This window comes from Paractinoplanes atraurantiacus (assembly GCF_900215205.1).
Lineage (GTDB): Bacteria > Actinomycetota > Actinomycetes > Mycobacteriales > Micromonosporaceae > Actinoplanes > Actinoplanes atraurantiacus.
On sequence record NZ_OBDY01000002.1, the window covers coordinates 295,245 to 310,390 of the forward strand.

The 15,146-nt window shown below is 71.5% G+C and carries 12 protein-coding genes and 2 pseudogenes; 4 read left to right on the top strand and 10 right to left on the bottom strand.

The genetic code is table 11. The annotated features are described in order from the left end of the window. Positions 1–53 precede the first annotated feature (53 nt). A complete protein-coding gene (locus CRP55_RS07910; RefSeq protein WP_245922869.1) occupies positions 54–1,268 on the top strand; it encodes a PucR family transcriptional regulator in 1,215 nt (404 codons plus the stop codon). A 51-nt stretch (positions 1,269–1,319) separates the two neighbouring features. Here CRP55_RS07910 and CRP55_RS56450 read toward each other — a convergent pair whose 3' ends face one another. Continuing rightward, positions 1,320–2,375 carry a cation:proton antiporter regulatory subunit gene (locus CRP55_RS56450; RefSeq protein ID WP_438865768.1) on the bottom strand — a complete coding sequence of 352 codons (1,056 nt, stop codon included), beginning with the start codon at positions 2,373–2,375 and terminating at the stop codon, positions 1,320–1,322. A gap of 90 nt (positions 2,376–2,465) precedes the next feature. Between CRP55_RS56450 and CRP55_RS07920 the strand changes: the two genes are divergently transcribed. Both CRP55_RS07920 and CRP55_RS07925 read left to right on the top strand, forming a co-directional pair. Then, entirely contained in the window at positions 2,466–2,948 is a 483-nt protein-coding gene (locus CRP55_RS07920) for a MarR family winged helix-turn-helix transcriptional regulator (protein WP_097319011.1), read from the top strand. Positions 2,949–3,126: 178 nt separating this feature from the next. Beyond that, positions 3,127–3,666 (top strand): annotated as a pseudogene (locus tag CRP55_RS07925) (CBS domain-containing protein); the annotation flags it as partial. A 53-nt stretch (positions 3,667–3,719) separates the two neighbouring features. On the opposite strand, the gene CRP55_RS54415 reads toward CRP55_RS07925, so the two are convergent. The 4 genes and pseudogenes from CRP55_RS54415 to CRP55_RS07945 all read right to left on the bottom strand — a co-directional run bounded on the left by CRP55_RS54415 (position 3,720) and on the right by CRP55_RS07945 (position 8,817). Beyond that, positions 3,720–4,538, bottom strand: coding sequence for a helix-turn-helix transcriptional regulator (locus CRP55_RS54415; RefSeq protein WP_245922870.1), 819 nt, complete (start codon positions 4,536–4,538; stop codon positions 3,720–3,722). 53 nt (positions 4,539–4,591) lie between these two features. Next, a pseudogene (locus CRP55_RS56175) lies at positions 4,592–4,945 on the bottom strand (ATP-binding protein); the annotation flags it as partial. A gap of 42 nt (positions 4,946–4,987) precedes the next feature. Beyond that, a complete protein-coding gene (locus tag CRP55_RS07940; RefSeq protein ID WP_245922871.1) occupies positions 4,988–6,406 on the bottom strand; it encodes an RICIN domain-containing protein in 1,419 nt (472 codons plus the stop codon). Between the two features lie 8 nt (positions 6,407–6,414). Beyond that, a complete protein-coding gene (locus tag CRP55_RS07945) occupies positions 6,415–8,817 on the bottom strand; it encodes a ricin-type beta-trefoil lectin domain protein (protein WP_097319013.1) in 2,403 nt (800 codons plus the stop codon). 442 nt (positions 8,818–9,259) lie between these two features. On the opposite strand from CRP55_RS07945, the gene CRP55_RS07950 reads away from it, so the two are divergent. Next, the gene (locus CRP55_RS07950) at positions 9,260–10,090 is read left to right on the top strand and encodes an aldo/keto reductase (protein WP_097319014.1); all 831 of its coding nucleotides are present in this window, start codon (positions 9,260–9,262) and stop codon (positions 10,088–10,090) included. A 66-nt stretch (positions 10,091–10,156) separates the two neighbouring features. Here CRP55_RS07950 and CRP55_RS07955 read toward each other — a convergent pair whose 3' ends face one another. From CRP55_RS07955 to CRP55_RS07975, 5 genes are all read right to left on the bottom strand, one after another. Beyond that, positions 10,157–11,590 carry a sensor histidine kinase gene (locus CRP55_RS07955; RefSeq protein ID WP_097319015.1) on the bottom strand — a complete coding sequence of 478 codons (1,434 nt, stop codon included), beginning with the start codon at positions 11,588–11,590 and terminating at the stop codon, positions 10,157–10,159. Beyond that, positions 11,587–12,270, bottom strand: coding sequence for a response regulator transcription factor (locus CRP55_RS07960; RefSeq protein WP_218854187.1), 684 nt, complete (start codon positions 12,268–12,270; stop codon positions 11,587–11,589). The genes CRP55_RS07955 and CRP55_RS07960 overlap by 4 nt, the downstream gene beginning before the upstream one ends. Further along, a complete protein-coding gene (locus tag CRP55_RS07965; protein WP_097319017.1) occupies positions 12,270–13,028 on the bottom strand; it encodes an ABC transporter permease in 759 nt (252 codons plus the stop codon). Before CRP55_RS07965 ends, CRP55_RS07960 begins: the two co-directional genes overlap by 1 nt. Continuing rightward, complete coding sequence (locus CRP55_RS07970; RefSeq protein WP_097319237.1) at positions 13,025–13,933, bottom strand: ABC transporter ATP-binding protein; 909 nt, start codon at positions 13,931–13,933, stop codon at positions 13,025–13,027. The genes CRP55_RS07965 and CRP55_RS07970 overlap by 4 nt, the downstream gene beginning before the upstream one ends. Positions 13,934–14,037: 104 nt before the next feature. Then, entirely contained in the window at positions 14,038–15,021 is a 984-nt protein-coding gene (locus CRP55_RS07975; RefSeq protein ID WP_143234452.1) for a carbohydrate binding domain-containing protein, read from the bottom strand. Positions 15,022–15,146: the final 125 nt, after the last annotated feature.

Sequence of the window (15,146 nt, forward strand, 5' to 3'; positions counted from 1 at the left end):
GTCCGGCGACGGGTGTGACCAGGATGCTCGACCTGACGGGACGAGGGCCAGCCGTGAAGCATCCGTCCGCCGGTGAGCGGGACGACCAGTGGCTCACCGCCGTCGCCGAGGGCGCCAGCCGGGACGCCGGTGGCGTGCCGGTGGAACTGCTCGGCGACTACCTGTTCATGCTGGCCGACGCGGCCATCGCGGGCCGGCGGCCGAAACGGGCCGAGCTCGACGCGGTGGAAGCCCTCGGGCGGCGCGCCGCCGAACAGGGGATCTCGGCCGGCCGCGCGGTGCAGCTCTACCTGTCGGCGGCGCGCCGCCTCTGGCACGACCTGCCCACCGTTGTCCGCAGCCGTGACCGCGAGGCCGTGCGGGCCGCCGCCTCCGCTGTGCTGCACGTGGTCGACGACGCGGTGGCGACCCTGGCCGAGGGGTACGCGATGGCGCGCCGCGACCTGGTGCGCCGTGAGGAGTCGCTGCGCCGGGAGCTGGTCGACGATCTCCTGCGCGGTGACTCCGACCCGGGCGCGCTGGTCGACCGGGCCGAGCCCTTCGGCCTCGATCTGGCCCGGTCGCATCAGGTGGCCCTGGCCTCGGCCAGTCAGCGTCTGCCGGACGCGGAGGCCGCCATCTCGGCTCTCGAGGCGGTGATCTTCGACCGGCTCGGCGACCGGGACGTGATGGTCGCGACCAAGGACGGCCTTCTCGTGGTCCTGGCCCCCGCGGAAACCGTCGCCCCGGGCGGGGCGCCGCCCGGACGCGACGCCACCGAGCTCGGGCGGCTGATGCACGACCAGCTGCGCCGGCTGCCGCGTGGCCAACCGTGGCGCATCGCGGTCGGCCGTCCCCATCCCGGTCTGTACGGCATCGCCCGCTCCTACGAGGAGGCTCGCGAGGCACTGACGATGGCGACCCGGCTGCGCCTCGAAACGCCCATCGTCAATGCCCGGGAGCTGCTCATCTACCGGGTTCTGCTGCGCGACCAGCCGGCCATCGTCGAGCTCGTGCACGCGGTGCTGAGCCCGCTCGAGCAGGCCCGGGGCGGGGCCGAGCCGCTGCTGAGCACCCTGCGGGCGTACTTCGAGACGGGCGGGGTGGCGACCGAGACCGCCAAACGCATTCATGTGTCCGTGCGGGCCGTCACCTATCGGCTGGACCGCGTGAGAGCCCTGACCGGTTACGACCCCTCCGACCCGGCGCATCGTTTCACCCTGCAGGCCGCGGTGCTCGGAGCCCGCGCCCTCGACTGGCCGGCGGCGCCGCTGTCCGGACTGCCTTGAGCCGGCCCTTCCTTGCCGACCATCGGCAAACCGGGGCTTGGCATGTGGCCGTCACCGTACGTAGTCGCTGACCTCCTTCGCGGCCATGCTTGAGGGCGGGGGAGTGCCCCTCGGGAAGTCGCTGGAGGCATCATGACGACGACACTGCACCACGCCCCGCCCGAAGCGCCGGCGGAGCCGATGGAACTGTTCCGCATCATGCTCGAGGACGAGTTCGCCGCCGAGACCACCCGGCTGACACAGCTGACGGTCTGCGCCCGGCGGCCTCGCCACGGCGGCTATGACCCGCGGATCCTCGACGGGCTCATCACCTCGGCCCGGCAACGGATCGCCGCCACGGCGCACGCCCTCAGGCGCATGTCCGAGGGAACCTACGGCGTGTGCGCCACATGCGACAAGCCCATCCCGCTGGGCCGGCTGCACATCGCGCCCACCGCCGCCCACTGCGCGCGTTGCGCGCCGGCGCGCGACCGGAGTTGACGCCCGGCCGCGGTCCGTCTGCCGGTCCACATACACCGGCAGGCCGAGCATCTGCGCGACCGCCTGAGCCTCGGCCCCGGTCAACACCACGCTGTGCGCGATCCGGTCGAGGTCCTCGGGATCGTAGGTGACGACGTCGCGCCGGCCGCTCGCGTGGGCCACCACGCCGACCCGCTGCTCCGCGGCCGTCGTCAGGGCATACGAGACAGCCCGCCCAGGCAGCGGCGCCATGTCGACTTCCAGGGAATGGGGCCGCCTCACCCCGGCGGCGGGACGGGCCACGGCTCGCGGCAGATGCGCCGGCCGGCCGGACGCTGCCGGGCGCCATTCACCGGCGCTGTGGCCGGCCGGTCGGCGTGCGTCGGTGGCGGCATGAGTGAGCAGGCCGAGGGCGCCACCGACGGCGCCACCGACCAGCAGGCCACCGGCCGTCGCGAGGGGCAGCGCCAGCGCGGTGACGGAAAGACCCAGCACCACACCCGTGAGCAAGCCGAGCCAGGCCAGCAAGCCGAAGCCCACCATCACCGCGTTCCGCCAGGCCCGCCGGCCCCTTTTCGGGGATCCGGAGTCGAGCCGCGGAGCGTCGTCTGCCTGCTGCGTGTGGCGCAAGGTCGTCGCCGTGACCATGCCGATGACCGCCCTTCAAATAGTTGGTATAACCCAACTATATCTCAATAGTTGGTTGGACCAAACCAACTATCCGGTAAGGTCGGCCACATGGGCGACGACTCCACGGCTCGACAGGTCCATCAGGCTTTCACTCGGCTGATGCGGTGGGCCCACCGCGGCGACGTCCGCCGGTCACTGGCCGGGTCCACCGCCGACACCCTGTCCATGAACGACCTCACGCTCCTGCGGGCGGTCACCGCGCACGGTCCCGTCCGCATCTCCGATCTGGCCTCGTGGCAGGGCGTCGACAAGTCGACGGTCACCCCGCAGGTGCGCCGTCTCGAGGACCGGCATCTGGTCGAGCGTCACGGCGATCCCGCGGACCGGCGCGCGACCCTGCTGACCGTCACCGACCACGGCCGGCGCCACCTCGACAACATGGACGACGTCGGCGAAGATCTCTTCGCGCGAGCTCTCGACGGCTGGTCCGGCGACGACCGGCGAACCCTCGCCGAGCTGATGCGACGCCTCGCCGACGAACTCGCCGTGATCCCGCACGAAAGCGTGCTGCGCACGCGCCGGACGACCTGACAGGCGCACACGAAGCCGAGACAGATGTCGGCACCTCCTTGCCGAGCGCTGGCAACCTCGGCACGTCCTCTCTACCTTTCGTAGCCCTTATTCGGCAAGGAAGGCGAGGCGACACTGGACGCAGACTTCGACAGCACCGGAGAGGACAGACATGTGGCAATGGCGGGTGCAAAACGTGATGACCACCGATGTGGTCACCGCTTCCGTTGATGCGCCGGTCGCGGAGCTCGTCACTCTGCTCAGAAAACGGCGGATCGGGGCGGTGCCGATCGTCGACGACTTCGGCGTCGTGCTCGGCATGGTCACCTGGAGCGATCTCCACGAGATCATCGACATCGTCGAGCCTGAGAGCCCACGGCGATGGTGGCAGCGCGCGTTCTCACCGCGCCTGGTCTGGCCCGAGGGCACGGCCGCCGGGGTCATGAACGGTCCACCGATGACTATCGGGGCCGATGCGTCGTTGACCGCCGCCGCCCGGCTCATGCACAAGCACGGCGTCGGCCGGTTGCTGGTGGTCGGCGCCGACCGCGGGTTGCGCGGCATCGTCAGCCGATCCGACCTGTTCAAGGTCCACGACCGCCTGGACGCGGTCATTCGCGACGACGTGGTGAACCACGTCCTGCTCGACGAACTGCGGATCCGGCCCGGATCGGTGCACGTCCGCGTGGAGGACGGCGAGGTCACGCTCACCGGGGACACGGCACACCGGACCACCGCGCTGGCCGCGGCCCGGACGGCCGCGCTGATCCCCGGTGTGACCGATGTGGACAATCAACTCGGATCGGAGGCCGACGACACCGCCTCGCGCAGCTGCCGCCGGGAGGTGACGCCGAGCTTCCCGAAGACCTTGCGCAAGTGCCACTCGACGGTGCGCGGGCTGAGGAACAACCGCGCCGCGACCTCCGGGTTGGTGAAGCCGTCGGCGACCAGCCGGGCGATCTGCCGCTCCTGAGCGGTCAGCGCCACGTCGGCCGCCGCCGCGGCCGCGGGCTTGCGCACGGCATCGCCGGCGGCGATCAACTCCCGGCGCGCACGCTCGGCGAATCCCTCCATCCCGATCGTCACGAACATGTCGTACGCCGTGCGCAGGTGTTCGCGGGCGTCCAGTCGCCGCCGTTCGCGGCGCAGCCACTCGCCGTACACCAGATGAGCCCGGGCCAGCTCGGTCCGCAGGCCGGTCCGCCCGAGCTTCTCGATCGCCTGGCGGTAAAGGCCGTCAGCCTCCGCGCCCTCCGCGACCAGGGCGCGGGTGCGAGCCTCGATCCCCTGTGCGAACGGGGTGCCGAACGGCTGAGTCTCCTCGACGAGCCTGGCCAGGGCATCGAGCGCCACCTCGGACTCGCCCGCGCGGACCGCGGCTTCCACCAGCTCCGGGAGAACCCAGGCGGAAAGGTTCGCGTCGAAGAAGTTCCCGATGGACTCGACGGCGCGTACAGCCTCCGGATATCGGGCCAGTCCGTTGTACAGGACGGCCGCTGCCCAGTTGGCTGCGATGATCCCGAGCCCGAAGCCGGCGGCGGCCGAATTCGTGATGGTGGGTTCGATGATCCGGACCGCCTCGGCCTCCCGCCCCTGGAGCGAGAGCGCCACTGCGCATCGTCGACCAGGCAGAGCAGCGGCCGGCTCTCCGAGGCGTACGACAGAAGCTCGAGCACGCCCAGGCCGACCAGGAACAGGTCCGGTGGCGGCCCCACGCGCATGGCGATCGCCGTCTCGATGGCCTCGCGGCGGGGCGCGGGAAGGTCCGGCAGCCGGTCGAGCAGTGGCAGGCACAGCTGGTGCACGGCGGCGAAGGCCAGCTCCATCTCGGATTCGGTGCCGCCGACCCGCAGGACGCGAAAGCCGGGCGAGTTCTGCCGGGCGTGGTCGAGCAGGGCGGACTTGCCGACGCCGGCGGAGCCGTGCAGGACCAGGACGTGGCTCTCGCCGGCGCCGACCGCCGCGATCAATCGGCCGAGGGCCGCGCGCTCCTCCTGGCGGTCGACGAGCGTGGTCATCGGGCGACCATACCGCCTCGGCCGGTGGCCGGAATCAGCTGCTCAGAGCGCGACGATCTTCCAGCGCTGGTTGGCGCTGGTGGAATCGCTGTACTGGCCGGCGCTCGCCCCGTTCGCCGTGCGGCCCATGCTGTCGAGGTACAGGCCGGTGGCCCGGTTGCGCAGCCGTACGTTGTTGGCGTCGGTGACCACGGTCCACTGCTGGTTGGCCGAGGTTCCGCCGGTGTACTGGCCGGCGGCGCTGCCGTTGGCGGTGCGGCCCATGCCGTCGAAGTACAGCCCGGTGCCGAGGTTGCGGATCCGCACGTACGTGCCCGAGTTTTCGACCACCCACTGCTGGTTGAGGCTGGTGGTGGCGGAGCCCTGGCCGAGGTCGGAACCGGACGCGGTACGGCCCAGGCCGTCGGCGTACCGGCCGGTGGCGGCGTTGACGATGCGCACCGTCGTGCTGCCGCCGGTGCCGAGCCCCCACGAGTAGCGCAGGCGGTCGAGGCCGGAGGGGTTGGTCAGGGTCAGTGTCAGGTTCGGGCCGCTGCCCGTACGCCGGGTCAGGCTGTACCAGTCGCCGTCGCGCAGGCCGGGCCAGTAGACCCCGCCCACGCCGAGCTCGCGCAGCTTGCCGCTGACGCCCCGGATGTAGTCGGCGAAGAACGACCCGCTGGGAATGCTGTAGTCGATGGTGTCGTACGCGACCCCGTTCTTGCTGCCCGGGCCCATCGGCCCGCCCCACTCGGTGGCCACGGTGCGAGAGGCGTACCCGCCGATGGAGCTCGCTATGTGGTTGGCCCAGGAGGTCTCGTCCTCGAAGCCGGCGAAGAAGGAATAGTCGTGTACGGCCAGCAGCGTGTTGTTCAGCCGGACGTCCTGGCCGACCGCGGCGACGTTCTGGGCGAGCCCGGCGCCGTCGAGGATGACCCGGCCGCGCGGTATGTCGGCGTGCCGCGCGAGCCACGCGTTGTAGAAGTCGTTCAACGCGGCCGTGGAGTATCCGTGCGGCTCGTTGATGACCTCGAAGTAGGCGTTGCTGTTGCCGGCGTACCGGGCCACGACGGTGTCCCACATCCGGTCGTAGGCCGCGACGTCGGCGGGCCGGCCGCCGCTGTGCGCCCAGTAGGCCAGGATGACCTTGCCCTTGGTGAGCGCCTGGTCGATCGCGCCGGTGTAGGTGGTCCAGTAGCTCGCGACGGTCGGCTCGTTGATCGGCATGCGGACGGTGTTGGCCCCGGTGATCGAGTAGAGCTGCCCGACCACCCGGTCGGCGACGACCGATGCGGTGGCGTACGTGTCGGCCGAGCCCAGGCCCGACACGTACAGCACCCCGTTGACGAAGTTGTCCCGCTGGTCGGCCCAGTTCACCCCGCGGAACTGCAGGGTGTCGGCGCGTGCCGGTTCCTGGATCACCGCGGTGCCGGCGGCGGCGAGCACCGCGGCGAGCAGGATCCGGCCCGTGCGGCGGGCCATTGACCCGATCATGATCGGATCCACTGCTGGTTGCTGCCGCCGTTGCAGGTCCACAGGGCAACGGCCGAGCCGTTGGCGGTGGCCGCGCCGACCACGTCGAGGCAGAGGTTCGACTGGACCCCGGTGATGGTGCCGTCGGCGTTGACCCGCCACTGCTGGTTGGCGCCGCCGGTGCAGGACCAGATCCGGATCCGGGCCCCGGTGGATGCGCTCGGGGCGTCGAGGCACTTGTTGCCGTACACGGTCAGCTGGTTACTCGATGTTGCCGTCCAGGTCTGGTTGGCGCCGTTGTTGCAGTCCCAGATCTGCACGACCGCCCCGTCGGCCTGGCTCTGCCCGTTGACGTCCAGGCAGCGGTTGGAACCGGCGCCCCGGATCGCCCCGGTGGGGCTCGTGCCGCCGCCGAGCGGGGTGACGGTCAGGTTGTCGAACTGGGCCGTCACGCCCTGGCCGGTGGCGTAGCCGATCTGGCCGGCGATCCACGTGGTGTCGGTGACGCTGCCGACGGTCACGCCGTCGATGGCCGCGCTCAGGCTGCTGCCGTTGAGGGTGAGCGCCAGCTTGTGCCAGCGGCCGGTGCCCAGCGCCGCGGTGGTGCCGCTGGCCAGGGTCCGCTGGTTGCCGCTGGTGCTGTTGCTGCGGATCGACCATTGCCCGTTGTCGGCGACCCGCAGGTAGTACGCGTTGAGGTTGTGCGGGTTGTCGTGGTTGTAGTTGGTGGCCCGCCCGACGAGCTGGGCGTAGCCGGACTTCTCCAGCATGACGTCGGAGGACACGGTGTAGTTGCGCCAGCCGACGTCGCCCAGCAGGGTGAACGGCTCGGCGTGACCGGATGTCCAGAAGATCGGCGCCTGCTCCGACATCTGGCGTACGCATTGACCGGCACGGCCAGCACCGCAGGCGACCACCTCGAACGAGCCCTGGTGGTCCGACAGGTACTTGGCCTGCCGCCCGCTCGCGTAGCTGTCGAAGCCGTCGGCGTACGGCAGGGCGAGGGTGCCCTGCGCGGGGCTGACCGCGGTGCCCTTGCCCTGACCGGTGGTGGTGGTGATGCTGTAGACGTAGCCCGGCTGGACCGTCAGCGAGAACGACCCGTTGGACGGGGTGATGTCGGCGCGCCGGACGAAGTGCTCGGCCGGGTTGCTCGACCGCACGTTCGTCGACCACACCCGGACCGTCCCGGTCGACAACCCGCCGGTCACGGAGAACGTGAGGTCCTGGGCCGAACCGGCGTCCATCGTCTCGATGACGGTGCTGTAGTCGCTGTTGTTCGGCGACTTCAGGGAGACGTAGCTGCCGTTGGCGCGGTTGCCGCCGAGGTAGCCGGTGGAACTGTCCAGATAGCGCCATCCGGGTGCGGTGAACTGGGTGGTGTGGCCCATCACCCAGGTGTTCTTGCCGATGGAGTAGTAGCCGGACCAGGGCTGCGGCGCCACCGCCACGCCCGTCGTCGACCACGGGACGTTCGGGGTGATCGCCGCGATGACCGGCCAGTTCAGGTAGGCGGTCATCTTCCCGTCGATGTAGTCACGGTTGATGCCCCGGGCCAGCGCCGGGGCGCCGGCGTTGTAGTCGTCCGAGCCGTTCTCGCTGGCCCACAGCGTCTTGCCGGAGTTCACCGCGTTGGCCGAGCTCGGGCAGTCGGTCTGCGCGCTGCGATACCCGCAGACGTAGTGGCTGCCGAACACCGACACCGCGTTGCCGAAGGCCGGGTCGCGCAGTGCGTCGTCGGCCGAGCCCCAGCCGAAGTCGTCCGACGCCACGATCTTCACGTTGGCGTACCCGCGGGAGTTCAGCGCCGAGCGCAGGTTCTTGTACCAGTTCAGGTCGCGTCCGCGTTCGTTCCAGCCGCCGAGGTAGTCGATCGTCAGCCCGTGCGAGGCGGCGCAGCCCAGCCAGGCGACCAGGTAGTCGATCGAGTCGCTGGACCAGAAGTTGCCGTTGCCGATCCAGCCCGGCGCTCCCCAGGACAACCCGACGAGCTTGATGTTGGGGTTACGGGCCTTGGCCTGGGCCATCATCCACCACTCGTACCCTCGGTCGCAGTTCACCGCGCCCCGGGTGTGCTCGTGGCTGGGCTCGGCCCCGGAGGTCGAGTTGGTGTCCCCGCCGATCTCGACCTTCATGATCTGCATCGCCGCGCCGTAGCCGGGCTTGAACAGGTAGTCGAGGATGTCGCTGCGCTGCGGCTCCGGGTAGTCGAACAGCAGCCGGCTGTTGCCGCCGCCGCCGCTGATCGCCCCGACCCCGTCGAACACCCGGCCGCCGGACGAGCCGTTGACGGTGATCGCCGTCGCGGCCCGCGCCGGCGAGGGGAGCACGACCAGCACGCCGGCCAGTGCCAGCAGCAGAGCCGCCACCCCGGCCCAGCCGCGCGACTGCCACGAGCGGTCCGCACGTGTCGTCACCATCTCGGTTCCTTCCGCCACGCCGTCCGGCGGTGCACGTCATGACCGGTACCGCGGCGGACCGGAGACGGCACATCGGCCAGACCCGATGATTACGTGGTCGTGAAGTTAGCGTTAACCAAGAGGGCGGTCAAGCGACGAATGTCGATGTAACTGATCGTTGCGCGGCGGACCCCGAAGAGGACTAAACCGCCCAGAACTGCTCCTCTAGCGGCCCTAGCTGAAGGCGACGACCCGATCTCGAGGGCTCGCGTAACACTTTTTGGCGGCAGGTCGACCGGCTCTATTCGCCGTACATGACAACTTGCGTCTCCCCAAATGTGAAGGCTAACAACGGTGAATCCGCGGTGTCGCCGGTGCCGGTGCCGGCGCCGGTGCAGACTTGGCACCGGCGCCGGCCGTACGACCGGAGTCAGGCGCTCGACCACCAGGGCAGGAGAACGAAATGGCAGCAGGAGAACTGACGGGGGACGGCCGGGCGCGGGTGCTCGCCGACGGCAACGAGATTCCGCTGCTCGCACTGGGCGTATGGCAGGTGCCCGACGGGCCCGAATGTGAGAGCGCGGTGCGGTGGGCGCTCGAGGCCGGCTACCGCCACATCGACACCGCACAGGCGTACGGCAACGAGGCCAGCGTGGGCCGGGCGCTGCGCGACAGCGGCGTCGCCCGCGAGGATGTCTTCATCACGACCAAGTTCTACCCGGGCTCGAGCGACCCGGAGGCCGAGGCTCAGCGCAGCCTGGAGCGCCTCGGCGTCGACTCGGTGGACCTGTACATCGTCCATTGGCCGCAGGGTGGCCCGACCTGGGCCTGGGACGGCATGCAGCGCGCTCACGCACGCGGCTACGCCCGCTCGATCGGCGTCTCCAACTTCGGCGCGGCCGAGGTCGACGCCCTGTTGAAGGTCGCCGAGGTGCCGCCGGTGGTGAACCAGGTTCAGTTCAGCCCCTTCGAGTTCCGCCGGGAACTGCTGGAGGCCTGCGAGCGTCGCGGCGTGGCGCTGGAGGCCTACAGCCCGCTGGGAACCGGCCGCCACCTGCGCGACCGGCAGGTGGCCGGCATCGCCGAGCGCCTGGGCCGCACCCCGGCGCAGGTGCTGATCCGCTGGGCGGTGCAGCGCGGCCTCATCGTGCTGCCCAAGTCCACCCACCGGGAGCGGATCGAGCAGAACGCCCAGGTTTTCGACTTCGCACTCGCCCCGGCCGACGTGGCCGCCCTGGACGGGCTGGACCACACCGGTGGGACCGACCAGGCCCTCGAACGACCGTGGTGGTGATCCGGTCGACCGTGGGGCCGAGCACCGGGCTGCTCCACGGCCGGCATGCCGCGCCCGCCCCGGCCGTCAGGGCGCGTCGAGCAACGGGAGGGTGAGGCGGAACCGGGCGCCGGCGCCCGGTGAGGTTCGCAGTTCGACGTCGCCGCCGTGGGCGCCGGCCAGGGAGCGGGCGATGGCCAGACCCAGGCCGGCGTTGGTGCCGGGGGAGCGGGTGCGGGAACGGTCGGTGCGGTAGAAGCGGTCGAAGACGTGGGTGGCCTGGGCGGCTGTCATGCCTGGGCCCTGGTCGGCGATCTCCAGGATCGCGCGGCCGTCGAGGGTGCCCACCCCTATGCGCACAGGGGTGCCGGGCGGGGTGTGCGCGGCCGCGTTGCCGATCAGGTTGGTGACGACCTGGCGCAGACGGGCCTCGTCGGCGTTGACCGGCGCCGGCCCGGGCGGCCCCGTTCCTTCCGGGCCGGTCAGGTCGACCGGGCGGGCCGGGTCCAGGGCGTGCAGGTCGTGCCGGGCGTCGGTGGCCAGGGTGCGCAGGTCCATCGGGGCGCGGTCGAGCTGTCCCTCCGGCGCGTCGTCCAGCGAAGCGAGCAGCAGGAGGTCCTCGGTGAGCGCGGTCAGCCGGGTCGCCTCACGGTCGATGCGGCGCATCGCGTCGTCGAGGTCGGCCGGGGCGGCCAGGGCGCCCATGCGGTGCAGGTCGGCCGAGCCCTTGATGACGAACAGCGGGGTGCGCAGCTCGTGGCTGACGTCCGAGACGAACCTGCGCATCCGGTCCTGGGCGGCGGCCCGCTCGGCGAAGGCCCGTTCGAGCTGGCCGAGCATGGTGTTCAGGGACACCGTGAGGTGGCCGATCTCGGTGTTCGGCGGGGCCAGCGCGGGCACCCGCTCGCTCAGGTCGCCGGCGGCGATCGCGGCCGCCGTCCGGTCGATGCGGCGCAGCGGGCGCAGGCCCCGGCCGAGCGCGAACCAGCCCACCGCGGTCAGCACGGCCAGAAGCGCCGCCCCGCTGATCAGGCTGGTGGTGCGCAGTTGGGCCACCGTGGCGTCGGCCGCGGCCATCGGCGCCGCGGCGATCACCGTGCCGTCCCAGCCCCTGGTCGGCCGGGCGACGGCCCGCCACCGCCCCGAGTCGTCGCCGGCGGGCAGGAAGACCGCGGACCCGTCGGCCGGGGTGGACCTCAGTGCGGAGGACGGCGGCAGGCTCGCCCGGCTCAGCCGCGACGACAGCACACCGTCGGCGACCGCACCGTCGGCGTCCAGGTAGACCAGGTAGGGGGCGCCGATCAGGTCGAGGGCCGGGTCGAGCAGGTCAGCCCGTGCGCCGGCGCCCGCCGGCCCGCGACCCGGCGCCTGGGAGATCAGGCCGGTCAGTGCGCGGAGTTGGGTGTCCAGCCGGTCCAGTTGGTAGTGCTCCAGCCGGTCGGAGAGGACCGTGCCCGTCAGCCCGAGCCCGGCCAGCAGCAAGGCGGCGGTGAGCAACAGAAGCCGTACTCGCAGGCTCATGGCCGCGGCTCCCGCATCACGTAGCCCACGCCGTGCACGGTGTGGATCAGCTTCGGCTCCTCGACGTCGATCTTGCGCCGTAGGTACGAGATGTAGGTGTCCACGATGCTGGCGTCGCCACCGAAGTCGTACCGCCACACCCGCTCGAGGATCTGCGCCTTGGTCACCACCCGCCCGGCGTTCTCCATGAGGTGGCGCAGCAGCCGGAACTCGGTGGCCGACACGCGTACCGGGCGGCCGTGCCGGGTCACCTGGTGGCCCTCCACGTCGAGGGCGAGCGTCCCGACGGTCAGCACGTCGCCGGGGTGCCCGGCGGTACGGCGCAGGACAGCCCGGATACGGGCGATCAGCTCCTCCAGGTCGAACGGCTTTGTCACGTAGTCGTCGGCGCCGAGCGACAACCCGGTGACCTTGTCGGCCTGCCGGTCGCGCGCGGTCAGGAACAGCACCGGCGTACGGTGCTCGCGCAGCCTCCGGATCACCTCGAAGCCGTCCATGTCGGGCAGCATCACATCCAGCAGCACCAGGTCGGGCGGGTCGGCGGTGGCGGCCGCGATCGCCTCGCCCGCGGTGGCCGCCGAGGTCACCCGGAAGCCGGCGAACCGCAGCGTGGCCGCGAGCAGTTCCCGTACGGTGGCCTCGTCGTCCACCACGAGCAGGCGTTCGGTCATAGTCGTCATTAAACGTCGCGGCGCCGCAGCACCACGAACGCCGCGGTCAGCACCGCGGCCACGCCGAGGGCCATGCCGGCCAGATTCCACCACGGGTGCGCGAAGTTCGGGTCCGGCACCGTCGCGAGCGCGGCCGCCCCGCCGAGCGTCGGCCAGAAATCGAACAGGCCCGCCATCCACGACGGGAAGAGCCCGGCCAGAGCCGGTACGAGGAACACGATGCCCACCAGCGTCGCCAGCGCGCCCGCGGTCGCCCGCATGATCGTGCCGAGCCCGACGGCCAGCAGCGCGATGACGGCCAGGTAGAGCCCGCCCGCGAACACCGCCCGCAGCACGCCCGGATCGCCGAGATCCGCGTTCGGCACCCCCTGCCGTCCGAGCAGCGGCTGTCCGACGAGGAACGCGCCCACCATCAGCACCTGCCCGGCCACCACGGCGACGGCCGCCGCGATCACCACCTTGGCCGCCAGCACCCGGTGCCGCCGCGGCGTGGCGGTCAGCGTCGTGCGCATCAGGCCGGTCGCGAACTCGGAGGTGACCACGAGGATCCCGAGCACCCCCACGATCAACTGCGCCACGATGTACGACGTCAGGCTGTGCGCCGTCGGATCCCACGCGGCGCCGGCGTCGGCGTACGCGTCACGGGCCGATCTCGACGAGGCCAGGGCGGTGATGCCCAGCCCGGCGACGAAGAGGCAGGCCAGCGTGTACCAGGTGGACCGCAGGCTGCGCAGCTTGATCCACTCCGCCCGGAGCGCGCGGCTCATGAGGTGACCCCCTGGTAGTCGACGCTGCCGGCGGTCAGCTCCATGAACGCGTCCTCCAGCGAGGCCCGCTGCGGCGTCAGCTCGCTGAGGGCCAGGCCGTGGTAGGCCGCGATCCGGCCGACGTCCCCGGCCGTCATCCCGGAGACGACGAGAGAGGACTCCAGCCCTTCCCGTACGCCGGCACCGGCGGCCGAGAGCCGCAGCGCGAGAGCGCCCGGATCCGCGGCGCGCACGTGCACCGTGCCCTCGCCCGCGGAACGCATGAACTCACTCATCGACGTGTCCGCGATGAGCCGCCCGCGCCCGATGACGACCAGGTGATCGGCGGTCTGCGCCATCTCGCTCATCAGATGGCTCGACACCAGCACGGCCCGCCCCTCGGCGGCCAGCGAGCGCATCAGTTCCCGCACCCATCGGATGCCTTCGGGGTCGAGCCCGTTGACCGGCTCATCGAAGATCAGCACCCGCGGATCGCCCAGCAGCGCCGCCGCGATGCCGAGCCGCTGCCGCATGCCGAGCGAGAAACCCCCGGCCCGTTTGGCCGCCACCGAGGCCATCCCGGTACGGGCGAGCACCTCACCGACCCGCCGGCGCGGCAGCCCGTTGCTCGCCGCGAGCGCCCACAAATGGTCGTACGCCGTGCGGCCGCCGTGCACCGCTCCCGCGTCGAGCAGCGCGCCCACCTCGCTCAGCGGCACCGCGATGTCGGCGTAGCGCCGCCCGGAGACGGTCACCGACCCCCGGTCCGGCGCGGCCAGCCCGACGATCATGCGCATCGTGGTGGTCTTCCCGGCCCCGTTCGGCCCGAGGAACCCGGTGACCTGCCCCGCCTGGACGGTGAAGGACAGATCGTCCACAACTGTCAGCGGCCCGTACCGCTTGGTCAGATTACGTACCTCAATCATCGCCATGCCGCCGATGCTGACCGACCAAGCTGGCCCCTTTCGCAGAGCTTCTGGGAGAACTCTGAGAGATCGCCCAGCCCGACCGGGAGCCTCGATCTGCGAGGTCAGTCCGGGAGGGCGACCAGGGCCGCGTTGCTGACGTGCAGCTGGAAGTCGTGGGGGCGACCACCGACCTGGAACGTGAGCTCGGAATGGTCGCTGCTCTTCTGGGCGACGAACCGGTAATGGTGGTGGCAGGTGTCCCTGCCCACCGACACCTCGCGGTCGTGGGAGGCCTGGTAGGCCGGCGGCTGGCTGTCCTGCACGCGGACCCGGATCGTGGTGGCGCGGTCGGCGGCGGCGCTGAAGGTGAGGGCGTACGCGCGGCCCTGCACCAGGGTGACGTCGCTCTTGACGATGATGAGGTCGCCGGGGCGTGAGGTGCCCGCGATGACGTCGGCCCGGAACCGCCGGCCGTCGGTGCTGAGGGTGGCCGCGCCGGTGTCGTTGACCCACCAGGAGCCGGTTTTCCGGCCCGGGGACGGCAGTCGCAGGACGTCCTGGCCGGCCGGCGGCGCCGTTCCGGCGGGGACGCAGGTGTCGGCGGCGGTCGCCGGGTCCGCTACGGCCCGGTGCCGACCGGTCCAGCCCAGGGTGCCCGCGACGCCGGCGCCCAGGCCGGCCAGGAATACCGCCGCCGCCAGGGCGAGCAGGGTGAGCCGGCGACGCCGGGGTGGCTGCTCCGGTCGTACAGAATCGGCCTGTTCCTCCAGCTTCTCCGGCGTCGCCAGCGAGCGCCACAGCGCCCGCCACCGGGCGACCTCGGCGGTGATGCCGGGCTCGTCCTGGCCCTCCGCGGTCAGGCAGGCCGCCACGTACGCCTCGACGAACTCGAGGCGTGGCAGGCGTGGCAGGCGTTTGCCGGCGAGCACGTCGGAGATCGTGCTCGGTGGCAGCGGATCCGCCGGGCGCTGGGCGGCGGCGAGCCGGCTGAGGTGCCGGAAGGACGGATCGCCGGCCCGTGCGCGGAGGCGGCGGAGCTCGGCCACGAATGCTTCCGCGTTGCGCGCGGCCGGTGCGCCGCCGTTGTCGGAGTCCACTCGGATCACGGAGACAAACCTAAATCGATCTATACGTGTCCACAAGGGATCGCCGCCCGGGCGTCCGGCGTGTCCGGCACTGTTCCGGACAGTACGGACGGCATCCGGACCGTAGCCGGACAGTGATCAGCCTT